At 28.7% G+C, this 22,354-nt stretch carries 24 protein-coding genes; 2 read left to right on the forward strand and 22 right to left on the reverse strand.

All coding sequences use genetic code 11. The features are described from left to right. Positions 1 to 4: 4 nt before the first annotated feature. From speA to AVANS14531_RS01955, 14 genes are all read right to left on the reverse strand, one after another. Positions 5 to 1,825 carry a biosynthetic arginine decarboxylase gene (speA, locus tag AVANS14531_RS01890; protein ID WP_239816774.1) on the reverse strand — a complete coding sequence of 607 codons (1,821 nt, stop codon included), beginning with the start codon at positions 1,823 to 1,825 and terminating at the stop codon, positions 5 to 7. After that, complete coding sequence (gene hisS / locus AVANS14531_RS01895; protein ID WP_239816773.1) at positions 1,822 to 3,066, reverse strand: histidine--tRNA ligase; 1,245 nt, start codon at positions 3,064 to 3,066, stop codon at positions 1,822 to 1,824. The genes speA and hisS overlap by 4 nt, the downstream gene beginning before the upstream one ends. Next, entirely contained in the window at positions 3,050 to 3,634 is a 585-nt protein-coding gene (tmk, locus tag AVANS14531_RS01900; protein WP_336611114.1) for a dTMP kinase, read from the reverse strand. The genes hisS and tmk overlap by 17 nt, the downstream gene beginning before the upstream one ends. Further along, a complete protein-coding gene (gene coaD / locus AVANS14531_RS01905) occupies positions 3,631 to 4,092 on the reverse strand; it encodes a pantetheine-phosphate adenylyltransferase (protein WP_239816771.1) in 462 nt (153 codons plus the stop codon). The genes tmk and coaD overlap by 4 nt, the downstream gene beginning before the upstream one ends. Continuing rightward, on the reverse strand, positions 4,089 to 4,631 hold the full coding sequence (locus tag AVANS14531_RS01910) for a UbiX family flavin prenyltransferase (RefSeq protein ID WP_336611115.1): 543 nt from the start codon (positions 4,629 to 4,631) through the stop codon (positions 4,089 to 4,091). The genes coaD and AVANS14531_RS01910 overlap by 4 nt, the downstream gene beginning before the upstream one ends. Continuing rightward, positions 4,628 to 5,239: a flagellar basal body P-ring formation chaperone FlgA gene (gene flgA / locus AVANS14531_RS01915; protein ID WP_336611116.1), complete on the reverse strand. Its 612-nt coding sequence runs from the start codon at positions 5,237 to 5,239 to the stop codon at positions 4,628 to 4,630. The genes AVANS14531_RS01910 and flgA overlap by 4 nt, the downstream gene beginning before the upstream one ends. After that, positions 5,223 to 6,389, reverse strand: a complete 1,167-nt coding sequence (locus AVANS14531_RS01920) for a molybdopterin molybdotransferase MoeA (RefSeq protein ID WP_336611117.1) — start codon at positions 6,387 to 6,389, stop codon at positions 5,223 to 5,225. The genes flgA and AVANS14531_RS01920 overlap by 17 nt, the downstream gene beginning before the upstream one ends. Further along, positions 6,386 to 7,639, reverse strand: coding sequence for a UDP-N-acetylglucosamine 1-carboxyvinyltransferase (gene murA, locus AVANS14531_RS01925; protein WP_336611118.1), 1,254 nt, complete (start codon positions 7,637 to 7,639; stop codon positions 6,386 to 6,388). The genes AVANS14531_RS01920 and murA overlap by 4 nt, the downstream gene beginning before the upstream one ends. Beyond that, the gene (locus AVANS14531_RS01930) at positions 7,636 to 8,385 is read right to left on the reverse strand and encodes an SDR family NAD(P)-dependent oxidoreductase (protein ID WP_336611119.1); all 750 of its coding nucleotides are present in this window, start codon (positions 8,383 to 8,385) and stop codon (positions 7,636 to 7,638) included. The genes murA and AVANS14531_RS01930 overlap by 4 nt, the downstream gene beginning before the upstream one ends. After that, complete coding sequence (locus AVANS14531_RS01935) at positions 8,382 to 9,428, reverse strand: ankyrin repeat domain-containing protein (protein WP_336611120.1); 1,047 nt, start codon at positions 9,426 to 9,428, stop codon at positions 8,382 to 8,384. Before AVANS14531_RS01935 ends, AVANS14531_RS01930 begins: the two co-directional genes overlap by 4 nt. A 75-nt stretch (positions 9,429 to 9,503) precedes the next feature. Further along, positions 9,504 to 10,643 (reverse strand): MFS transporter, encoded by a 1,140-nt coding sequence (locus AVANS14531_RS01940; protein WP_336611121.1) that lies wholly within the window; start codon positions 10,641 to 10,643, stop codon positions 9,504 to 9,506. Between the two features lie 163 nt (positions 10,644 to 10,806). After that, positions 10,807 to 11,352, reverse strand: coding sequence for a hypothetical protein (locus AVANS14531_RS01945; RefSeq protein WP_336611122.1), 546 nt, complete (start codon positions 11,350 to 11,352; stop codon positions 10,807 to 10,809). Between the two features lie 48 nt (positions 11,353 to 11,400). Next, positions 11,401 to 13,890, reverse strand: coding sequence for a molybdopterin-dependent oxidoreductase (locus AVANS14531_RS01950; protein ID WP_336611123.1), 2,490 nt, complete (start codon positions 13,888 to 13,890; stop codon positions 11,401 to 11,403). Between the two features lie 202 nt (positions 13,891 to 14,092). Continuing rightward, positions 14,093 to 15,460 carry a GntP family permease gene (locus AVANS14531_RS01955; protein WP_336611124.1) on the reverse strand — a complete coding sequence of 456 codons (1,368 nt, stop codon included), beginning with the start codon at positions 15,458 to 15,460 and terminating at the stop codon, positions 14,093 to 14,095. 78 nt (positions 15,461 to 15,538) lie between these two features. Between AVANS14531_RS01955 and AVANS14531_RS01960 the strand changes: the two genes are divergently transcribed. Beyond that, on the forward strand, positions 15,539 to 16,042 hold the full coding sequence (locus tag AVANS14531_RS01960; protein ID WP_239816760.1) for a gluconokinase: 504 nt from the start codon (positions 15,539 to 15,541) through the stop codon (positions 16,040 to 16,042). Here AVANS14531_RS01960 and AVANS14531_RS01965 read toward each other — a convergent pair. Both AVANS14531_RS01965 and AVANS14531_RS01970 read right to left on the reverse strand, forming a co-directional pair. Then, entirely contained in the window at positions 16,028 to 16,507 is a 480-nt protein-coding gene (locus AVANS14531_RS01965; RefSeq protein ID WP_239816759.1) for a thioredoxin domain-containing protein, read from the reverse strand. The two genes, AVANS14531_RS01960 and AVANS14531_RS01965, sit on opposite strands and share 15 nt — an antisense overlap. A gap of 60 nt (positions 16,508 to 16,567) precedes the next feature. Next, positions 16,568 to 17,281 (reverse strand): DUF4198 domain-containing protein, encoded by a 714-nt coding sequence (locus tag AVANS14531_RS01970; protein WP_239816758.1) that lies wholly within the window; start codon positions 17,279 to 17,281, stop codon positions 16,568 to 16,570. Positions 17,282 to 17,482: 201 nt separating this feature from the next. Between AVANS14531_RS01970 and AVANS14531_RS01975 the strand changes: the two genes are divergently transcribed. Then, positions 17,483 to 18,115: a superoxide dismutase gene (locus AVANS14531_RS01975; RefSeq protein ID WP_239816757.1), complete on the forward strand. Its 633-nt coding sequence runs from the start codon at positions 17,483 to 17,485 to the stop codon at positions 18,113 to 18,115. A gap of 22 nt (positions 18,116 to 18,137) precedes the next feature. Here the strand turns inward: AVANS14531_RS01975 and AVANS14531_RS01980 are convergent, their stop codons facing one another. From AVANS14531_RS01980 to AVANS14531_RS02005, 6 genes are read right to left on the reverse strand one after another with little or no spacing between them, the layout of a single operon-like run. Beyond that, positions 18,138 to 18,656, reverse strand: a complete 519-nt coding sequence (locus AVANS14531_RS01980) for a hypothetical protein (protein ID WP_336611125.1) — start codon at positions 18,654 to 18,656, stop codon at positions 18,138 to 18,140. Further along, on the reverse strand, positions 18,649 to 19,170 hold the full coding sequence (locus AVANS14531_RS01985) for a hypothetical protein (RefSeq protein WP_239816755.1): 522 nt from the start codon (positions 19,168 to 19,170) through the stop codon (positions 18,649 to 18,651). Before AVANS14531_RS01985 ends, AVANS14531_RS01980 begins: the two co-directional genes overlap by 8 nt. Continuing rightward, complete coding sequence (locus tag AVANS14531_RS01990) at positions 19,160 to 20,131, reverse strand: hypothetical protein (protein WP_336611126.1); 972 nt, start codon at positions 20,129 to 20,131, stop codon at positions 19,160 to 19,162. Before AVANS14531_RS01990 ends, AVANS14531_RS01985 begins: the two co-directional genes overlap by 11 nt. Next, positions 20,124 to 20,759 (reverse strand): lysophospholipid acyltransferase family protein, encoded by a 636-nt coding sequence (locus tag AVANS14531_RS01995; protein WP_336611127.1) that lies wholly within the window; start codon positions 20,757 to 20,759, stop codon positions 20,124 to 20,126. The genes AVANS14531_RS01990 and AVANS14531_RS01995 overlap by 8 nt, the downstream gene beginning before the upstream one ends. Continuing rightward, positions 20,746 to 22,041: a tRNA (N6-isopentenyl adenosine(37)-C2)-methylthiotransferase MiaB gene (gene miaB, locus AVANS14531_RS02000; protein ID WP_336611128.1), complete on the reverse strand. Its 1,296-nt coding sequence runs from the start codon at positions 22,039 to 22,041 to the stop codon at positions 20,746 to 20,748. The genes AVANS14531_RS01995 and miaB overlap by 14 nt, the downstream gene beginning before the upstream one ends. Next, positions 22,038 to 22,268 (reverse strand): HP0268 family nuclease, encoded by a 231-nt coding sequence (locus AVANS14531_RS02005; protein WP_239816752.1) that lies wholly within the window; start codon positions 22,266 to 22,268, stop codon positions 22,038 to 22,040. The genes miaB and AVANS14531_RS02005 overlap by 4 nt, the downstream gene beginning before the upstream one ends. Between the last annotated feature and the right edge of the window lie 86 nt (positions 22,269 to 22,354).

Genomic DNA, 22,354 nt, shown 5'->3' on the forward strand with positions numbered 1-22,354 from the left:
CCTTTTAAATTTTCTTTAAATATCCATTATCGTGCATAAATATAAAAAGCTCTCCTAAAATATGCTTTTTAGTCTTTTCGTTTATCAATTCTGAAGAATTGATTTTGTCTTGAATTTTTTCATCAATTTCACGAATATCATAATCTAAATCTTCTAAAATATCTCTAATTGATTGACTTTCAATAATGCTTTCAATCTCATAACCTTTTTCATCTATATCAATGCTTACTTGCGTTGGATGAGTAAATAAGTTATGTTTCATTCCTAAGACTTCTTGATAAGCTCCAACTAAGAAGAATCCTAAGAAATAATCTTCTTGTTCAACATCAACATCGTGTAAAAATAATGGTCTTTTATTAGCATCATAAGAAATCTCGCCATCACTATCACAAGTAATATCCCAAATACTAGCTGATCTTGTAGGCGGAGTGTTTAATCTATCAAGTGGCATTACAGGGAATTCTTGTCCTAAGCCCCAAAAATCAGGCAAGCTTTGAAAAATTGAAAAATTCACTAAATATCTTTCTTGAACTTCTTTTTGAGTTCTTAATAAGTGTTTTGGGCTAAGCATAGAAACAGCTTTTTTGCCTATTAAATGAACTAAGATTTCAGCATTTGAGCGATCTTGTAAATCCACATAACCTAAGTCAAATAAAGTTAAAATACTATCTAAATGATCATAACTATCGTGCATATATTCAACTGCGTTGCTAGGTTTTATGTTCTTATACAAATCGCATAATTCATCTATTAATTGTGGATTTTTTTCTTTTAGTTGCATTTTGCTTTCTGAGTATTCTTGAGAAAAAAGCTCAAGCACAGGAGCAACTAAAACAGCATGAGAGCCACTTACAAAACGACCACTTTCTATGTAAATATTAGGCTCTATTTCTTGCTTTTGTGCTGCTAGAGTTTTTAAAATAAATACAATATCGTTTGCATATTCGCTTAAAGTATAGTTTCTTTGTGAAGTTTTTTGAAATTGAGAATATTCAATAGCTAAACCACCACCTATATCAATATTTTCAAGATTATTTGCACCCATTTTGCGTAATTCAAAATAGATATTTCCTGCTTCACTTAAAGCCTTTTTAAGTGGATGAATATCATTTATTTGTGAGCCTATGTGAAAATGTATCATAGTAAAGCAATCTAGCAAATCATTTTCTTTTAACAATCCTACTGCTTCAATTAATTCAGTTGAAGTTAATCCGAACTTAGAATTAATTCCACCACTTTTAGCCCAAGTGCCACTTCCTAAAGAATGTAGCCTTACTCTAAGCCCTATTTTTGGTTTTATCCCAAAACGCTCTTTTGCTGTTTTAATAATTACTTCAAGCTCATTAATACCTTCAATAGTTAAAGTTATATTATGCCCCATTTCAGCAGCAATAAAGCCCATAGTAATTAATTCTTTATCCTTAAAGCCATTAACGGTAATTGGAGCACCTTCATTATTATAAGCCATAGCAAGTAGTAATTCACCTTTACTACCAGCTTCAAGACCATAATTTAGATTTTTTCCAAGCTTTACAAGACTTTTTACAAAGCCTGGGAATTGATTAACTTTTAATGGATAAACAGCATTAAAGCTCCCACGATAATCAAATTCTTTTATAGCGTTATTAAAATTTGTATAAATTTGTTCTATTTGTTTTTTGATTAAATGATTAAATCTTAAAATTATAGGACCTTTATAACCATCATCTAAAAGAGTATTTACTATATCAATAATAGCAGGCTCACTTCCGTATTTTAAACAAACCTTACCATTTTTTATAATAAAATTATCATCTCCCCAAATATCTATGCCATAATCGTTCATAAAATTTCCTTTAAAACTTCATATTTTATGCTTTTTTGTTCGCCACTTTCTAAGTCTTTAAAAAACACTTCATTTTTACTAGCTTCATCGCTACCGATTGCTATAAAATATTTATAATTTTGTTTATCAGCTGTATTTAAGTGTTTTATTAGTTTTTTTGCATCATAGCTTAGGTTTATTATTTTACCTGCTTTGCGTAGATCATCAACTAATTTATAAGCGAGCTCTAATAATTCTGTATCAAGCACACAAAAATAAGTATTTTGTGGTTTTTGCTCTGTTTTTTTGCTTTTTAAAATATCCATTACACGCTCAACACCCATAGCAAAACCTACTCCATAACTCTTAGCTCCACCTAAATATTCAACCAAATAATCATATCTTCCACCGCCTGCTATTGCTGCCTTTGCACCTATTTCGCTACTTTCAAACTCAAATGCTGTTTTTGAATAATAATCAAGCCCACGAACTAATCTTTCATCAATTACAAAACTAATTCCATTATCTTTTAAAATCTCTTGTAATTTAGCAAAATCAGCCCTACTCTCATCATCTAAAAACTCACTTAATTTAGGTGCATTAACTAAATGTTTTGAACAATTATCGTTTTTACAATCTAGCACTCTTATTACATTCGTAAGTCTTCTTTTTGCACAATCTTCGCAGAATTTAAAATCGGAATTTGATTCAACCTTTGTTAAATAATCTCTAAGTGCTGCTCTATAATTTTGTAAGCATTCAGGCGAGCCTAAAGAATTAATTTTAAGAGTATAAGCAATATCAAGCTTTTCAAAAATCCTAGCAAGTATCATAATAACACTAGCGTCTTCATAAACACTTGCTATATTAAAACATTCTAAGCCAAATTGATGAAATTCTCTATATCTTCCACGTTGTGGTTTTTCATAGCGAAACATTGAACCATGATAAAACCATCTTTTAACAACTCCAGCTTTATCCATTTTACGCTCAATAAAAGCTCTTACAACCCCAGCAGTTCCTTCAGGTCTAAGACATACGCTATCTCCACCTTTATCTAAGAATTCATACATTTCTTTGCCTACAATATCGCTACTTTCTCCTACGCTCCTTTTAAATAAAGGAGTAACTTCTAAATGCGGCACTTCAATATAGCTATAACCATAAGTTTTTGCTACTTCTTCGCTAGTTTTTATAATCTTTTCATAAATTAACGCATCTTCATCTAATAAATCATTCATTCCTTTAATTGCATGTATCATTTATATACTCCTTAATAATCTTATTTATTTCTTCTATATTTAATCTTGCATCTATATTTAAAACATTAATATTTAAAGCTTTTATTATTTTTTCATAATTTTCTTGAACTTTTAAAAAGTATTCTACACCTTTTTGCTCTATCATATCAAGAGATTTATTTGCTAATCTATCTTTTAATAATTCTTCATCGCCTTTAAAAAATATTATATGATTTGGCAAAATATTATTAGTTGCAAATAGATTAAAATCTAGCAATTGTTTATAATCACTATCAACTTCATATGCTAAATGCGATATTAAACTTCTATCAGCTATTATAAATTCTTTTTTAAAATCAATCGTAGAAAATAACTCAGCTCTATCTGCTAAAAATAAAAACATTCTAGCTCTTTTGCTCATTTTTTCGTTTAATATCAATTCTCTTAATTTTATTCCTAGCTTAGTTTCGCCTGGCTCTTTTACAAAAATCGGTTGGAATTTGAAATAGGAATTTGGCAAAGATTTTAATAGCTCAATTTGAGTGCTTTTACCTAAAGTGTCAATTCCTTCAAATGCGTAATAATTCATTTTAAATCCTTTAAAATACTTGCAGGAACTAGCTTTGAAATATCTCCGCCATGAGCTTTTATACTTCTTACAATTGAGCTTGATATGAAAGCATTTTTAAGACTTGGCATTAGATAAATAGTATCTATTTCTTCGTTTAATTCAGCGTTTGCATAATGCATTTGTAATTCGTATTCAAAATCACTAACCGCTCTAAGCCCTCTTACTATCGTAAAAATCTTTTGCTCTTTTGCAAAATCAACTAATAAATTATCAAAGCCTATTACTTCTACATTTAAATTTTTTGTAGCACTTCTTACTAAATTTAATCTAGTTTCTAAATCATAGCTAGGTTGTTTTTTATCATTTTTAGCAACTGCAATTACTAATTTATCAACTATCTTAAGTGCTCTTGTGATTACATCTAAATGCCCGTTAGTGATAGGATCAAAAGTCCCTGGATAAATTGCTTTTTTCATTCGCTCTTCCATCTTTTAAATTTTTTATATTCAACACCAAGCAAGTCACACCATTTTCCTATTACAAATTCTTTAAAAGAACTCTTTGAATATTTAGCATAAATTGCAGGGGCTATTATACAGCCTAATTTATTTAATTTTAAAATATTTTTAAGCATTATTTCATTAAGTGGCATTTCTCTTGGTGCTATTATTATTTTTCTATTTTCTTTAAGATTTACTGCAAGACTTCTTAATATTAAAGTATCGCTAAAGCCATAACTAGCCTTTGCTAAAAAATCACTACTTGCATAATAAAAAGCCGCATCAAGCTTAAAGCTTCCACTTGAAACAGAAGCAGCTAAATCATCGTTTTTTAAAAGAGTAATATTTGTATTTTTTATATATTTTTTTAATTTTTTATTGTTTTCTTCTTTTAAAACTTTTAAAGCACCTTTGCTAAGGATTAAATATACTTTATTTTCTTTACTTAAAACTTTTGCTAATTTTAAAGCAAGATTAACCCCACTAGCTCCATTGATTGCTACTAAAAATCTCATTTTATTAAAACCTGTTTTTCATTTATTATTTCGCCTGTTAGATTATGTCCTTGAGTATTTTTAAGGCGTATTTTTTGACCCTTTACGCCACTTTGTAAAGCTATTAAGTCAATAAAAACACTCAAATCCCCATCATCTAAAATACCCACAACATTATCATCTTTATTGATTAAATAATTTGGCATAAGCATTGAATACTTTACAATGCTTCCTGCATTTGCTTTGGTTTTAAATCTAATTTCTTGATTTAAATCCCTTAAAGCATTAAAAGGAACTTTAGAAAAATCAATCTTTTCACTTTTTAAATCAAGAATGCTTATAAGCTCATCTTTTAAAACACTCTTTTTAAGTATATAAACCTTACTTAAAGCTTGTAATTTAAAAGAAATTTGCTTAGTTTCTTCGCCGCAATTTACTTTAAAAAAGCCTTGCTTACTAAGAGCTGGATAGCTAATTATTTTGCAATTATTATTAAGTTTAGGTTTAAAACTAAGGCTAGTAACTTCTAAAAAACTATCTTGTTTTTTCCAATGTTTTATCAAATCTTCGCTTATATTATTTGCAAACAAGCTAAGGCTTAATATAAATAGGCTAAATGCTTTGTTCATAAACTCTTACTTTTTCACCTTGTTTTATATCACAATCAATATCGCAAATTATATAATGAGTGCATTTGCTTAATGGACTAATTTGACCACTGCTAAGCTTTGCGTTATTAAAAGGCACAAAACAATCATCAATAATATTACCTATTACAATGTTTTCTTTAGCATTTTTAATGCTTAAATCTTGTGAAATAGGACATTCGTAAGATAAATTCCTAAATGAAATTCCAAGCATTTTATAAATAATTTTTCTAGCATAAATTAAAGCTCCTATATAAGCACTCATAGGATTGCCTGGTAAAACTAAAATATATTTATTATCTTTATGATACAAGCTAACAGGACCTGCAGGTTTCATTTTTACCTTTGTAAAAATAGGAGTAAAGCCTAATTCATTTAAAGCCTTTTTGATAAAATCAGCATCGCCTACACTTGCAGCTCCAATGCTTACTACTAAATCAAAATTATCAAAAGCACCTATTAAAGCATTTTTAACATACTCATATTCATCTTTTAAAATACCCAAATAAGTTGGCTTTGAAAAATCTTTAAATGCTGAAAAGATACCATAAGCATTAGAATTATATACTCCAAACCCTTTTGAATATGGCTCAATGATTTCTAAGCCACTTGCATAAATTCCTACTTTAATTTCTTTTAATACTTCAATATTAAAAACTCCGTTGCTAGCTAACATCATTATGATTTCATCAGTAATTACACCTTTTTTAATGATTAAATCACCTACTTTGTATTCTTCGCCCTCGTATCTTATAGCTTCGCCTACTCTTAAACTATCGCTTGTAGCATACATTAAATCATCTTTAATGATTGATTTTTCAACCATCAAAACACTATCAGCACCTTTTGGTAACTTTGCTCCTGTCATAATCTTAACACATTCGCCACTTTTAATTTCGCATTCACTCATATCTCCTGCAAAAATAGTTTTTATAACTTTAAGACCTTTGTTAAACTCACTTGCTTTTAAGGCATAGCCATCCATTGCTGAGTTTGTAAATAAAGGAGCATTGCATTTAGCATAAAAATCATTTGCTAAAACTCTTCCTTTTGCTTCAAATAAATTTATTATTTCGGTATTATTTATTTCTTTAATTAATTCTATATTATTTAAGGCATCTTGAATTTTCATTCTTCTTCCTTTAGTTCGGTAATATCTGCACCTAATTTGCTAAGCTTTTCGCATAAATTCTCATATCCACGCTCTAAGTGATAGATTCTGTGAATATAAGTTATACCTTCTGCTGCAAGTGCTGCTAAGATTAGTGCTGAACTAGCTCTTAAATCAGTTGCCATTACATGTGTGCCTTGTAAATTAGAGTTTTTAACATTAGCGATATGTCCATTTAGCTTAATGTTTGCTCCCATACGATTTAGCTCACTTACATGCATAAAGCGATTTTCAAATAATCTTTCATCAATAATGCTTTCTTCTTTTGCTTTAAGACAAAGTGCCATAAATTGTGCTTGCATATCAGTTGGAAAGCCTGGATATTCTGAAGTTTGAATATTTGCTGCTTTATAATCTGATGAAAATATTTTTATAGAATTATTTAAGCTTTCGTATTTAATACCCATTTCATCAAATTTAGCAAGTAACGCACCTAAATGCTCAGGAATTATATTTTTAACTTCTATATTTGATTTTGTGATTGCACCTGCACAAAGATAGGTTCCTGCTTCTATTCTATCAGGAATAATTTCGCAAGTAAAATCGCTCTTTAAATTATCAACTCCGTTAATTTCTAAAGTATTTGTCCCTATTCCTTTAATTTCTACGCCAGCTTTTGTTAAAAAATCGCATAAATTAACTATTTCAGGCTCACAAGCTGCATTTATAATAGTGGTTTTACCTTTTGCATAAACTGCAGCTAAAATTGTATTTTCGGTAGCTCCTACTGAGATTTTATCAAAATGTATTTTTGCTCCAACTAATTTTCCACTAGCTTTAACATAACCATCAACTAATTCAATCTTAGCCCCCATTTTTTCTAAAGCACTTAAATGCAAATCAATCGGACGCTGACCTATCGCACAACCACCTGGAAGTGATACTTCGCAAGTATTAAATCTACTAAGCAATGGTCCAAGCACTAAAATACTTGCACGCATTTTGCGAACAATATCATAAAGAGCTTTAGTATTAAAAACATTGCTTGAATCAATTGTAACGCTATGATTATTTAATTCATAGGTTGCACCTAAATTCTCAAGTAATCTTAACATTGTTTTAATATCTGATACTAAAGGAAGATTTGTTAAAGTGCATTTTCCTTTAATAAGCAAAGCAGCAGCAAGTAACGGTAAAGCAGCGTTTTTAGCTCCGCTAATCTCTACACTTCCGCTAAGTTTTGCATTGCCTTTTATTTTTAAATATTTCATTCTTTATCCTTTTGTATATAAAATCCAGCCCAAGTTTGAGTAACAGGCATTAGTTCTATTCTATTTATATTTACATGATCTTTTAGATTAATTATACTCATAATAGTATCGGCTATATCATCAGCACTTAAGTATTTTGTATTTTCATAAACCTTATCTGCTGCAATCTTATCGCCTTTAAAACGAACTTCGCTAAATTCAGTTTTACATAAACCTGGCGCAATATCGGTAATTTTTATATTATTTTTTCTTACATCATTTCTTAATGCGTGAGAAAATTGTCCTACGAAAGCCTTAGTTCCTGCATAAACATTTCCACCAAAATAAGGGTTATTAGCAGCAACTGAACCAAAATTAAATATATGTCCGCCGTTTTCAAGCATTCTAGGTAAAATCTCATGAGTTACATATAAAAGACCTTTGATATTAGTATCTACCATAGTTTCCATATCTTCTATACTTAAATTATGAAATTCTCCAAGACCAAGCGCTAGTCCTGCTGAGTTAATTAAAACATCTATTGTTTTAAAATCATCAGGCAAATTATCAACAGCTTTTTTAATAGCTTTGTAATCTCTTACATCACAAGCGATAACACAAACATTATCTTTATAAGTTTTTTCTAATTCAACTAATTTTTCTTTGCGTCTTGCAAGAATAACTACTTTATAATTATTTTCTAAAAGTTTTATAGCACATGCCTTACCAAAGCCACTGCTTGCACCAGTTACAAAAGCTGTTTTCATTCTTCTTTCTCCTTTAATCCTAGTTCTTTTAAATATTTTATATTTTCTTTATTATCGTAAATAATTGCGTAATCAAGAGCATTTAAACCAAAATTATCGCTAACTTTATAATCTGCATTATTTTCAATTAATAATTTTAGGGTTTTTAAATCAGCCAAAGATGCTGCATGAATTACTAAGGTTTTTGATGGATGAATATACGAGCAAAAAGAAATATAATAAGGAAGATTAGTTTTTAATTCTTCTTCGCTTTCAATTTGCTGTAAATTAAGATTTGCTCCATATTTGATTAATAATTTTATGGTTTTAATATCGCTTATTTCTACTGCATAAAAAATCGCACTTTTTCCAAAACCATTCAAATAATTTACATTCGCATTATGTTCTAATAAATATTCTAAAGCTTCGTAATAATCAAGCGCATAAAAAATCGCACTCTCATAGCCTGAATTTATATTAGTATTATTTTTTGCTAAAAACTCAATTATTTTCATATCTTTTTTATCAAGCAATGCTAGTTTTAATAAAAAGTCTAATTGATAATAATTAGGGCTAATTTCGTTAAGATAAGCGATACTATCTTCAGCATTATCAATTTTTAAAAATTCTGTATAAATATCATCTAGTTTAATAAATTTATTTATTGAACCAAATGCTCTCATTCCAAATCTTTGAATGAAGTTTTCGCATGATTTTTCATAATTTGTTTTTGATAATTTTATGAAATGCTCTTTATGCAATTTACAAAAATTATTCGCTTGCTTATTAAACTCATCAAATAGTCTTTTATTCCCTAAACTCTGATAAGCCCAGTATTTAAAATAATCATAATATTTATCATAATCTTTTATAGGTTCAAGATTTTTATCATTGTAAGCTTTGTTTAAATCATTTACATAATTATCTAAAATTACAAAATAATCATGTCCATTGCATTCAACATTTCTTCCGCTTATTGTTTCTGCTAGTTTAAACACCTTTTCATCACTTAATTCCTTTGAAAAAACAAAAGCACTAATTAATAAAAATATAATCTTTTTCAATGCAAATCCTAATAAATTAATGGCTAAAACTTTAGCATTATTAAATAATTATTTGGTAAGAATTTGAATTAGGAATTAGCTTTTAGTTTTTTTGTAAAAATATATTAAAAGTAAGCATACAAACATAAAAGCTGAGCAGATAAAAAAGACTTTTGCTTCATAAATATTATAAAAATATCCACCGCTTAAGCTCCCTAAAAAAGCTCCTATTCCAAAAAAACTTTGATTAATTCCAAATATTCTTGAATTAATTTGCTTTGGGATATTTTTGCGAATTAGAGAATAGATACTAGGCATTATTGAACAAAAACTAATGCCTGTAATAAAACGAGTAATACAAAATAAAACATAATTATTACAAGTAAAATAATGCAAAATTAGGCAAATTAACAAGCAAAAAACACTTATTAAAATAAGATTGATTTCTCCATAGATTTTTGCTAATTTTGAAAGCCTTGGAGCAAATATTGCACTTGCAATTCCTGCAAGGCTAAAGCAAAAACCAGTTGCAAGCTCTTTATTTTCAACCAAATTTGATACAAAAAGTCCGATTATTGGTCCTATGAAAGTCTGAGAATATTGAACCAAAAATGAAGCTATACATAAAATAATTACGAAAAAATATAAATTACGATCAAGGCTTATTTTTTCTTCTTTTTTAATAGGGCTAAATTCTTCTTTTACAAAAAATAATATAAGTAAAAATATGCTAATTAATAAAAATCCCGATATTGCAAACTGCACTCTAAAATCAAAAAAGTGCATTAAAACCCCACCAAACAAAGGTCCAAGTAATGAGCCTGTAATTTGAGATGAGCTTAGTTTTGCTAAAGAATAATTAACTTCATCTTTAGGAGCACTAACTGCTATTAAGGCTATGCAAGCTGAATTAAAGCCTGAGAAAAAGCCCATTATGAATCTTAAAATTATAAATGATTCTGCTGTTTTTAAAAATACACTAACCAATAAACATAATCCCATTCCAAGACTTGCACGAAGTAGCATTTTTTTGCGACCATATTTATCAGCTAATATTCCCCAAATAGGTGCAAATAATGCCATCATAAGTGTGCTACCTGCATAGGCTAAACCACTATAAAGACTGATTTTGTCTTTGCTAACTCCGTATTCTTGCATTATAAAAGGTAATAAAGGTAGGATTTGATTCATTGCTAAAGTGCTTAAAAATGAGCCTAAAGATACGATAATTAACATAAACTTAAAATTACTTTGCATAGCTTAATTATAATAGCTCTTTGTAATTTATATTTCCTATTTTAAATTCTTTTTATTTTGTGTATTTTTTATAAAAAATCAAAAAGAATTTGAATTCGGAATTTAGTTTTCAAACTAATTCCTATTTCAAATTCCTTAATTTTTATTCATCACCAGGAGCAACTCTTTGTAAGTATTTTACCATTTGATAATATTCATTTTCATCTAAACTTGCATTATCTTGCATTGATTTTATTGTGCTTGGCCATACGTTTTTGCTAAATTCATCATAAGAATGCAAGGCATGGCAGGTGCCACAGCGTTCTTCAAAAAGCTCTTTACCTTCATTTATCACATCTTTTTCACCTAAATTAGCATTATCAATATTTGCAACTAATTCTACTACTTCCCACTCGTTTTCGTATTCGTCAGTTTCTACTCCTAAAACTTTTACGGTATTAATGTCATTAAGATTTACACTAGATGATAAAACCCCTAAGGTATCATAAATAATTTTTCCACCTTTAGGACGATAGCCTTTAAGCTTAACTTCACTATTTTTATTATCTTTTTTAACAACATCAACTTTTGTTCCAATAATTATTGTTCCTATTTCTTTATTTTTTTGACTTATTGATGAGTTTTGCATTACATAAGTATTTGCTAAAAGTGAGCTTGCAACTAAACTCATAATTATTAATTTTTTCATTCATTTCCTTTATAAAAATTACTCACTGCAAAAAGCAGTGAGTTTAAATTATGCTTTAAATTTTGGTTGTCTAAATAAATCAAGAGCTGGTATATCTTTAGTATATTTTTCAACTTCTACTAAAGCAGTAGCTTGGTTACCGCATGCAAGCTTAGAACTAGGAATATCAGCTATAAGCACATTCACATCTCCGTGTAAGCATAAGCCTTTTTTATCAGGGTTATACCATGAGCCTTCTTGCATTCTAATTACACCAGGTTTAACATATTCTGTAACTAAAACACCACCTAAAATCTCGCCCCTATCATTATAAATTCTAACAATATCGCCATTTTTAATACCACGAGCTTTTGCATCAACTGGATTCATCCATAATCCTTCTTTACCATCAACTTCTTCAAAGTCTCTTAAATAAGTATTATTAAGTTGTGAGTGTAAGCGATATTTTGGATGTGGTGTAACCATATTTAATTTATATTTTTTAGCATTGCCTAAATACTCTGCTGGTTCATAGAATTGAACTAAACCTTCACAATCATCATAGCCAAATTTTTCTATTTTTTTAGAGAATATCTCAATCTTACCACTTGGAGTTCCTAAACGATTTGTAATAGGGTCATCTCTAAAATCTTTCATTTTTACGAAATTTTTTGCTTCTTCAGGAGCTTTAAATTCCACATAACCTTTAGCCCAAAAATCTTCAAAACTTGGCATTTTTAAACCTGTTGCTGCTGCTTTTTCACGAGCTTCGTTGTAAAAATATTTTATCCACTCATCGGCTGTTTTACCTTCTGTAAATGCTTGATATTTTTCTTCGCCAAAATGCTTAATAATTCCACAAAAGATATCGTAATCATTTTTTGAATTATACATAGGTTTTACACACTCTTTCATTGCGAAAATATATTTATTTGTGTGTGCTTTTGTAATATCATTTCTTTCAATTTCAGTTGTAGCAGGTAAAACTAAATCAGCATGTCTTGCACTAGCAGTCCAAAAACAATCTTGAACGATAAAGCTATCAACCTTAGCAAATGCTTTAAGCTGTCTATTTCTATCTTGGTGATGATGCATAGGGTTTCCGCCTGCCCAATAAATACATTTTATATTAGGGAATACTTTTTTCTTTCCGTTAAAATCATATTCTTTACCTGGGTTTTCAAGCATGTCTACAATTCTTGAAACCGGAATTACTTCGTTTTCTCTATTATTCCACTCACCTTTATAACTAGTGCTTACACCAATAGCGCCAAGACCAGGGAAGCCTCCAAATGCATTTTTACTATCATCTAAAGTTTGGCTGTTTGCATTCATTGTTAATCCGCCTGGAGTTGGAACCCCACCATCTGAATAATGATAGCTAAAGCCATATCCACCACCATCAAGTCCAATTTGTCCTAAAACTGATGCTAGAGTAATCATAGCCCAGTGAGTTTGCTCTCCATGATGAGCTCTTTGAAAACCCCAGCCAGCCATAATCATTGTTCTATTTTTTGCCATTAGTTCAGCTAATTCTTTAATCTTAGCAGCACTTACTCCTGTAATTTTTTCTGCCCATTCAGGAGTTTTAGGATTTTTCTCATCAAATAATCTTTCTTTTAATTTTGCAAATCCTACTGTGTATTTTTTAAGGAATTTTTCATCATGAAGATTATTTTTAATTAAGTGATAACACATTGCCTCAACCATTGCAACGTCGGTTGTAGGATTTATAAATACTTGCTCAGCTCCTAAATATCTTGCTGTATCGTTATAAACAGGGTCAATATTAACTACTTTAATTTTGCCTTGTTTAACTAGTTCTTTTAATTTTTCTACATATTCATAGGTTTCATGAGTTGCAACGCCCCAAGCGATTTGATTTGTTGTAAGTATGTCAGCAGACCACATTACAATAACTTTTGAATGCTTTAATACATTATCCCAAGGAGTGTGCTTAGCATTTGCTTCATCATATCCTGTTATATGTGGAGTTATAGCACTAATGCAGTGGCAAGAATAGTTTAATGTTCTTGTTGTAAAACCACCTGCAATATTTAACATTCTTCCTAATAAGCTTTGTGGGTTATTGATATTTCCTACGCAAAACCAACCATAGCTTCCACCATATACAGAATGGTGTCCATAATCTTTATAAACTCTTTTTAATTCATTAGCCACTAATTCGTAAGCTTTTTCCCAGCTAATCTCTACAAATTCTTCTTTACCTCTTAAGTTTTTAGGAGCTTTTGCAAAGCCTTTTTCTAAAACACTTTTTCTAACACTTGGATTTTTTATCCTATCTTGAGTATAAACTCTATTTACAAGACCATTAAGCATAATTGTTGGGTTTTTATCACCTTTAAAAGCTTCAAATCCTTCAACTTTTTCACTTCTAATAACTGGATGATAAGCTCCCCAGTGCGAAGCCGTTATTAGACTTTCATCGATTTTTGGCATTGCGTCTTCACCGATAAAATCAACAGCACCAAGGCTTGAAGCACTTGCAGCTACTCCTGCTGCACCTTTTAAAAAGCTTCTACGAGATAACTTTTCCATATTTTCTCCTTACTTTAATTTAAACTTAATTTTTTAAGTTAATAGATATTATAAATAATTTTGCTTAAATTTAATTAATAGAATAATTAAAATTTATCTATTTTATAGGGCTTACCCCCCCCCATAAGAAAATTTTAAGAAATAATATAAAAAAGAATAAAATATCCCTATTTCAAAAAGAATTTGAAATAGGAATTTGAAATTAGAAAATAAATTTATAAATAGCTAAAATAATTAGAATAAAAATAAAACCTATAACTCCGATTAAAGTTTCTAGCATAGTCCATGTTTTAAGAGTTGTTTTTTCATCAAGTCCAAACAATCCTTTAACAAGCCAAAAACCTGAATCATTAAAGTGAGAGCAAACTACACTACCGCAAGCAATAGCTAAAACAATTGCAACTTTATCAAATTCTTCTAAGCCTGTATAAGAAGCAATTACAGGTGCCATTAAACCTGCTGCAGTTGTTAAAGCAACGGTTGCTGAGCCTTGAGCTATTCTAATTGCAGCAGCTATTATAAATCCTGCTAAAATTACCGGAACACCTAAATTAGCTAAAGTTCCGGCTAAAGCATCGCCTATTCCGCTAGCTCTTAAAACCCCACCAAACATTCCACCTGCTCCTGTAACTAAAACAACAGAGCAAATTGCAGGAAGTGATTTTTCGCAGTATTTTTCAATATTTTTTGCACCTAAAGTATTATAAAATGTAATAATACAAATTATTAATGTAATCATTAAAGCAATAGGAGTTTGTCCTAAAAGATTTAAAGAATTAAATAAAACGCTGCTTTTTGAAAGCACATCAAGTTTTTGCATAGATGAGATTATTGCACTAATGAAAATTAAAACAACAGGAGTTAATAAAATCATTAAAACGGTTAAGAACTTAGGCTTTTTCTTGATTTCAATTTTTTCATCTTCAAATAAGTCAGGTGCTTTAAAATACATTTTCTTACCTGAATAAAGTCCAAATAAATAAGAACTAAAATACCATGTAGGCAAACCTATTACAAGACCTAATATTAATACCCAACCAACATTCGCATCAATAGTTGCAGCTGCAGCAACAGGTCCAGGGTGTGGTGGTAAAAATACGTGCATTACAGAAAACGCACCAACAGAAGGAAGTGCATAGGTTAAAATTGAGCCTTTTAGCTTATGAGCAACACTTAAAATAACAGGTAGCATTACAATAAGACCAGCATCAAAAAATATAGGAAATGCAAATATTAATGACGCTAAACCTAAAGCAAAAGGAGCTTTATTTATGCCAAAATATTCAATCAAAGTATCTGCTAAAACTTGAGCTCCACCTGATACTTCTAATATTTTGCCTATCATTGCACCAACACCAACTAATAAAGCAACACTTGCTAAAGTTGAACCAAAACCACCTAACATTACTCCTAAAATCTTATCTAGTGGAGTATTAGCTGCAAGAGCAGTTAAAAAACTTACGATTATTAATGATATAAAAGCATGAATTTTAAGCTTCATAATCATAAATAATAATAAAACAACTGCAATAGCAGCGACACATAATAAATAAGAGGCACTAAGCTCCATTACTTCTCCTTTTTAGAAATTTATGTAATATTAAGAAAAATAAGTTAAAAATAGCAAGATTTTTAACAAAGGATTAAAATGAAACATTATAACATTGTAGTAATGGGTGTTTGTGGCTGTGGTAAAAGCACGGTAGGAGCTATGCTTGCTAATAATTTAGGAGCTAGTTTTATTGATGGAGATGATTTACACCCAAGAGCAAATATAGAAAAAATGCAAAGCGGAACACCTTTAAATGATGAAGATAGAAAGCCTTGGCTTGAAAGAATTTCTGATGTGTTTTTCTCAATTTCAAGAAGAGAACGCTCATGTGTTATTGCATGCTCAGCTCTTAAGAAAAAATATAGAGATGAAATAAGAAAATCAGGCAAAATCATTTTTATACATTTATATGGTGATAAAGATTTAATAATGCAAAGAATGAGTAAAAGAAGTGGTCATTATATGAAAGAAAATATGATTGATTCACAATTTGCAACGCTAGAATTTCCTAAAGATGAAGAGCTTGTTATAAATATAAGTATAGATGCTCCGATAGGCGATATTGTAGAAAACGCATTAAATCAATTAGAGTTGATTTAATTGCATTTCATTAAGGATTTTTATTATCTCTTCTTTGCTTAAAACGCCTATGTGATAGTAAAATTCCTTCTCATTCATAATAGTATTTTGAAAATCTAAACCTAAAGCCTCGCTAGGCTTGTAGCTTTTACCATCTTTTGTAAAAAAGAATTGAATAGGTATTAAATTAATAGGAAAATTATTTAATAATTCTGTATTTTCAAAGATATTAATATTAAAAATTTTAATATCATTTCCACTTAATTCATTAAATAAAATTTTTAAAGTTGGTTGAAATTTATTGCATATAGAATTATTACTGCTACAAAAATTAACTAAAGTATAAGCCTTTAAGTCCTTAATCATATCTAAATCTATATAAGATAGTTCAAAAGTATTAACTTCTTTATGATTATTTATAATATCCTTATATACAAATAAAAGAGATGAAAGTATTAAAATAATTAATAAAATTTTTAGTTTCATTCCTTGCCTTAAAATATTTTTAATCTATTTTAAGGCAAAAGGTTTAACTAACTTTACAAATTACTTAGATTTAAAGCTAAGAGTTGCAGTAAGTTGTAATGTATCGCCGTATCTATCAAGGTTATATGGTATTTTAATTCCTGCTGCAATTATTTGAAGTCCATCTTGTGGTTTTGTAAGAGTTAATGTAGCTTGACCATTTTTATCAGTTACTACACCATCAATATCATCATTTTGATCTTCAAATTCTACACCACTAACAGGTTTGCCATCAAGTAAAACTAAAACTTTTAGTTTATCTCCAACCTTTTTTACTAGTGGATTTTCTAAAGGAACAATTTCAAATTTTAAGCCAAGAGCTTTACTAGAAGCTTCATTCCATTCATAAATACTTTTACCTAGTTTATAGATTTTTCTAGTTTGGGTTACTTCGTTTGCTCCAGTAATATCTGTGATTTCATTTCTAGCAAAAGCATAATGCTTGCCATCTTTTGTAAAAGTATAATAACCAAAATCATAATTCATAGTAGCAACTGATGGATTTCCTTCTATAAAAATCTTATTATTTAAATAATCATATCCAGCTTTTAATCTCTTACCATTTGCATCATATGCACTAATTCCAAATACTCTATCGCTTTGATATTGACCCCAGTGATCATCAGCCCAAAAGCCTACTTTATAGCCATTATCTGTTTTCATAGGAAAAAATTGATGAGCAAATGCTGTGCTTGCAACAAATAAACTTGCGAATGCGATTTTACTTAATTTCATAGTTTATCCTTTAATTTTAATTTGATAGTGATTATTATATAAATTCTAAATAAATTTTAGCTTAAAATGATTGTAATTTTAATATTTACTATTAAATATAAAAATGTAAAAGAATTTGAAATAGGAATTTGAAAATAAAATAGGATAAATATTATCTTTTTATGTTATATTATCTATGCAAATTAATTTAAGGAGATAGAAATGTTTAAACTAAGAACATTAAATTATGCAACAAATGCATTTTCTGGATTTTTGAGTGAAGAAACTTTTAATTTTCACTATGGCAAACACCATCAAACTTATGTAAATAATCTAAATAATCTAATCGCAGGAACTGATTATGAGAAAAAAGATTTAGTTGAAATTATTCTAAGTTCTAAAGATGGTATTTTTAACAATGCTGCTCAAGTTTATAATCACGATTTTTATTTTGATTGCATTAGCCCAGTAGAAAGCAAAATGAGCGAAGAATTACAAAAAGCTATTGAAGAAAACTTTAATACCTGTAGTAATTTTAAAGATGAGTTTGTTAAAGGTGCTACTGCTTTATTTGGTAGTGGTTGGTTTTGGCTTGTGCTAAATCTTGATACTAAAAAATTAGAATTAGTTAAAACTAGCAATGCTCAAACTCCTATTACAGAAAATAAAGTTCCATTATTAGTAGTTGATGTTTGGGAACACGCTTATTATATTGACCACAGAAACGCAAGAGCTGCTTATTTAGAAGAGTTTTATAAGCATATTAACTGGGATTTCGTAAGTAAAGCTTATGAATGGGCTTTAAAAGAAGGCTTTAATTCAGTTAAATTCTACGCTAACGAACTTCATAAATAATATTAAGCCCATTTATTTGGGCTTATCTTTTATAAACTTGTAAATTAAATTGAGCTTTTATTAAATCTTTTTCAGATTTTAAAATTATAGGAAAATGAACTCTTAAAATATTAGGATAGTTTTCTAATGAATCTATGAAATTATAAAAAATCGCTGGACTTGTAATCTTTGTGCTTACAAATAATTGATAACTTACATATTCTTCATTAAAATCTACATTTTTATCAAGCTTTACATCATCAAAGAAAGTTTTACAATGATTTTTAAATTTCTCAATATCAAATTCATTATGAATTTTGTCTAAATTAGTTTTATTTTCTGCTAAATATTCATTTAATTGTCTATCTATATTATCTAATTTGCCCTTATTTTGGTTTAGTTTAGAATTAGAAGAGCTTAGAACTTCATTTGCGATTTTTAATTTATTGACACTAGGAATTATTAATAAAGCACTAAGGCTAAAAATAGCTATTAAAAATACACTAAGCCATAATAATAATTTTACTATATCAATTTTATTCGTGCTATTATCTTTATTCATTAAAACCCTCTGAATTTTCAATAGTATTTATGCTTACAAAATTATACCAACCTGATTTTAGTTGAATAAAATTTGTTTTTGTAGTTTCAAAAATACTTTGTAATGGAGTTTGCAAAAGATTATTATAAATTTCTTTAGTAGGTGTAATTCCCTTAATTAATAAACTTTTTTGCTCCATCAAAACTTCATTTAAAACAATGCTATCAGGAACTAAATCAAATAGATTTTTTATACTTTTTTTAAGATTAATATTTGAAGCACTTATATCATCAACTAAAGCTATATATTCTTTATTTAAAGCTAGTTCGTTTTTATGCTTTAGCATTAATTCTATTGTTTTTTCACTATTAATTCTAGCTTCTTCAGCTTCATTATATGCTAAGCCTTGCTTTATTTTTATATAAACAGCAAAAAATAAAATAACAACAATTATGAATATTAAAAAATAAAAACATAATTTGTTAAATTTGTTTAATATAGGTTTTAATTCGGCTTTTTTAAAACTATAAGTCAATTTTCACTCCTAAATCTAAGCAGCTTAATTTAAGCATTTCTTTAAATACATCTATCTTATAAACAATAGGTTTTAACAATAATTCACTTTCTATATATGAATGCATAGCTTTTGAGCTTTTCTCATGCTCAAACATAATAATATTATTTATAAAATCGCTCTCATAAACTTCATTGTCATAAAACTCTTTAATAGCGCTATTTATGTATTCAAATATCTGCATATCAAGACTAAAAGTATTTAAACTTTCATCATTAACTTCCGTATTCAAATTCTCATCTAAATTAAAATCATCATCAAGCTTTATATTATCAAGTTCATCAAAATCAAGCTCTTCTAAAGCATCATCATCGTTTTCTATTTCTAATTCTTCTTCTAGCTCAATATTTTCTTCTTCTTCATTTTCTTTATTTATTTTAAGTTCAAAATAACTTCCAAACTTAAACTTATTATTTTCATAAATCATTAAAGTTATAAATTCATTGTATTTTAAAACAAATAAATTTATTCCTTCATAAACAAAGCCATCAGCTCTTTTATCTTTTATCAATTTACTTAATATTACAAATGGAGAAAATATTAAATCAACATGTAAATTATCAATAATTACATTTGAATTTTCAAGCTCAACTTTTGAAGCATATAAAAATGAATTATCAAAAGTTTTTAAAGTTATAGCACTATCATCTACTCCGTATCTTTGTAGTTCATTTTTATTTATAGTAGGAATCATTCCTTGTCCAATACTAGTAAATAATAAAGACACATAAGTAAAATAATGATTATCTATTAAATCTTTTATATATTTTAATGCTTTTTGCTTTTCTTCATCACTGAAAGTTCTTTGCTGAGTTTTTATGATTTTTTCCTTCTTAACCGAATACGATTCAATCACAAAGGCTTTATCTTTTAAAACTACATTTATAAATACACTTGATAGATATTTTCTAATGCTAAACATAATATCCTTCTTGCTGTAATTTTTCTTCTAATATAGCAAAATTTTTACTTAATTCATCTTCAGGATTTTCAACGCTTAAATTAATAGGTTTTGAAATAATATAAGCTATGGTTGAAAATGGCTTTGCTAATATCATTTTATCCCAACTCTTAGCTCTATAAACCCTACTTGCAGCATTATCAAAAATAATGGTAGGAATGTTATATTTGCTAGCTATTTTATAAGAGCCTACCGAAATACTATGATAAGGTCCTCTAGGGCCATCTGGGGTTATAAATACATCATGACCTTCTTTTAATAAGATTTTAATTTGCCTTAAGGCTTCTAAGGCTGAATCATAAGTGCTTCCACGAACGGATTTAATGCCAAAAAACTCCATAACACTAGAAATTAGCTCTCCATCTTTATGTTTGCTAATTAATACATAAGGAGTTTTTGTATAGCCATTTTTTTTAATATAAGCAAAGATAAATGCCATCATAGTAAGTTTTCCATGCCAAAAAAGCACTACACAAGGCTCTTTTGGCAAGGTTTTTTCACCATAAAATTTTTTCTTACAAGTAAAATAAATTAAATTTAAAACTAAATATATAAAAAAAGCCAAAAGCTTAATTTTAAATTTCGCCATAAAGGGTTGTCCTAGAAGTTTTGGTGATTTTTACATCAACCATTTTTCCTAACAATTCTTCACTACCATTTACAACTACTAAGAAATTATTATCGCTTCTTCCTGCTATTGTTTGATTTTCTCTTAATTCTTCAAAATAAACTTTATAAGTTTTATTAAATTGAGCAGCACTAATCTCATCTAAAATTTCATTATATAAACTTTGTAATCTAGTAAGCCTTGCACTTGCAATATCTTCTGGAATTTGATTTGGCATAGTTGCAGCTGGTGTTAATGGTCTTTTTGAATATTTAAAAGAAAATATTTGCTCAAACCTAACCTGTCTCATCATATCAAGTGTAAGTTCAAAATCTTCATCGCTCTCACCCGGAAATGCTACGATAATATCTGTTGAAATACTAGCATTTGGAACTAATTCTCTTAATCTTAATGCTCTATTTAAAAACCATTCTCTAGTATATCCACGCTTCATTGCTTTAAGTATTGTTGTGCTTCCACTTTGAAGTGGCATATGCATACTTTTACACACTTTAGGATTATTTGCAAAAGTATCTAAAAATTTATCATCCATATGCAATGGATGTGGGCTAGTAAATCTAATTCTTTCTAAGCCATTAACTTCGCTAATCTCATTTAAAAGGTCTGAAAAATCCATTTTAGAATGATTGCTTGAAAATCTTTTACCATAATTATTTACATTTTGACCTAGCAAAAATACTTCTTTAGCACCATTATCTACTGCCTTTTTTACTTCATTTAAAATAATATTTTTAGGAATACTAAGCTCATCTCCTCTAGTATGTGGAACTATACAATAAGCACAATGCTTATCACAACCTATCATAATATTTACATAGCTTTTATAAATACTATTTCTAAAATCAGCAAAAGCATAATCGCTCTCATCATAATTTATATCATTACTTATAAATTTAGGAGTTTTAATCGCTTCTGTTATACGGCTTATATTTCTTGCACCTAATACAAAATCAACTTGTGGAGCACGCTTAAATATTTCGCTACCCAAATGCGAAGCCGTGCAACCACAAACGCCTATTTTTGCACCTTCTTTTTTCTCTTTTAAAAAGCCCCCTACTTCGCTAAATAATTTATGAACCGGCTTTTCACGAACACTGCAAGTGTTTATTAAAATTAAATCAGCTTCAGCTTTATTCGTAGTAACTTCATAACCTTCTTTAGTAGTAAGCTCTGCAATCATACGCTCGCTATCACGAACGTTCATTGCACAGCCAAGAGTTTCTATATATAATTTTTTACTCAAAGTATATGTACCTCGTAAATAAATTCATCTTCTACAAGACCATATTTAACAGTATTTACATAAACTTTATAATTATTTAATTTTTCTACTAATTTAGTAATATCTTCGCTTGAATTTGAATGATCTAAAAATATTACCTTTTTTTCTTCAAGTGTTTTAATAACTTCTTCAACACTAATTTCTTTTGGTTTTGAATTTAAAGTTTGTTTTGCTAATTTAAATTTCATTTCATATCCTTTTTTAAATTAAAAAAATAAATCATAACAAAAAGTTCTTTCATTAAACTTATTAAAAGTTATTTTTTGTATTATAA

This window comes from Campylobacter sp. Cr9 (assembly GCF_020138295.1).
Lineage (GTDB): Bacteria > Campylobacterota > Campylobacteria > Campylobacterales > Campylobacteraceae > Campylobacter_E.

Coding starts and splice junctions, on each gene's coding strand:
- flgA (WP_336611116.1), bottom strand. CDS start 5,239: ATGAACAAAGCATTTAGCCTATTTATATTAAGCCTTAGCTTGTTTGCA.
- AVANS14531_RS01950 (WP_336611123.1), bottom strand. CDS start 13,890: ATGGAAAAGTTATCTCGTAGAAGCTTTTTAAAAGGTGCAGCAGGAGTA.
- murA (WP_336611118.1), bottom strand. CDS start 7,639: ATGAAATATTTAAAAATAAAAGGCAATGCAAAACTTAGCGGAAGTGTA.
- AVANS14531_RS01990 (WP_336611126.1), bottom strand. CDS start 20,131: ATGTTTAGCATTAGAAAATATCTATCAAGTGTATTTATAAATGTAGTT.
- AVANS14531_RS01975 (WP_239816757.1), top strand. CDS start 17,483: ATGTTTAAACTAAGAACATTAAATTATGCAACAAATGCATTTTCTGGA.
- AVANS14531_RS01960 (WP_239816760.1), top strand. CDS start 15,539: ATGAAACATTATAACATTGTAGTAATGGGTGTTTGTGGCTGTGGTAAA.
- speA (WP_239816774.1), bottom strand. CDS start 1,825: ATGAACGATTATGGCATAGATATTTGGGGAGATGATAATTTTATTATA.
- AVANS14531_RS02005 (WP_239816752.1), bottom strand. CDS start 22,268: ATGAAATTTAAATTAGCAAAACAAACTTTAAATTCAAAACCAAAAGAA.
- AVANS14531_RS01995 (WP_336611127.1), bottom strand. CDS start 20,759: ATGGCGAAATTTAAAATTAAGCTTTTGGCTTTTTTTATATATTTAGTT.
- AVANS14531_RS01955 (WP_336611124.1), bottom strand. CDS start 15,460: ATGGAGCTTAGTGCCTCTTATTTATTATGTGTCGCTGCTATTGCAGTT.
- AVANS14531_RS01970 (WP_239816758.1), bottom strand. CDS start 17,281: ATGAAATTAAGTAAAATCGCATTCGCAAGTTTATTTGTTGCAAGCACA.
- AVANS14531_RS01965 (WP_239816759.1), bottom strand. CDS start 16,507: ATGAAACTAAAAATTTTATTAATTATTTTAATACTTTCATCTCTTTTA.
- AVANS14531_RS01910 (WP_336611115.1), bottom strand. CDS start 4,631: ATGAGATTTTTAGTAGCAATCAATGGAGCTAGTGGGGTTAATCTTGCT.
- tmk (WP_336611114.1), bottom strand. CDS start 3,634: ATGAATTATTACGCATTTGAAGGAATTGACACTTTAGGTAAAAGCACT.
- hisS (WP_239816773.1), bottom strand. CDS start 3,066: ATGATACATGCAATTAAAGGAATGAATGATTTATTAGATGAAGATGCG.
- AVANS14531_RS01920 (WP_336611117.1), bottom strand. CDS start 6,389: ATGAAAATTCAAGATGCCTTAAATAATATAGAATTAATTAAAGAAATA.
- AVANS14531_RS01980 (WP_336611125.1), bottom strand. CDS start 18,656: ATGAATAAAGATAATAGCACGAATAAAATTGATATAGTAAAATTATTA.
- AVANS14531_RS01940 (WP_336611121.1), bottom strand. CDS start 10,643: ATGTTAATTATCGTATCTTTAGGCTCATTTTTAAGCACTTTAGCAATG.
- AVANS14531_RS01945 (WP_336611122.1), bottom strand. CDS start 11,352: ATGAAAAAATTAATAATTATGAGTTTAGTTGCAAGCTCACTTTTAGCA.
- coaD (WP_239816771.1), bottom strand. CDS start 4,092: ATGAAAAAAGCAATTTATCCAGGGACTTTTGATCCTATCACTAACGGG.
- AVANS14531_RS01930 (WP_336611119.1), bottom strand. CDS start 8,385: ATGAAAACAGCTTTTGTAACTGGTGCAAGCAGTGGCTTTGGTAAGGCA.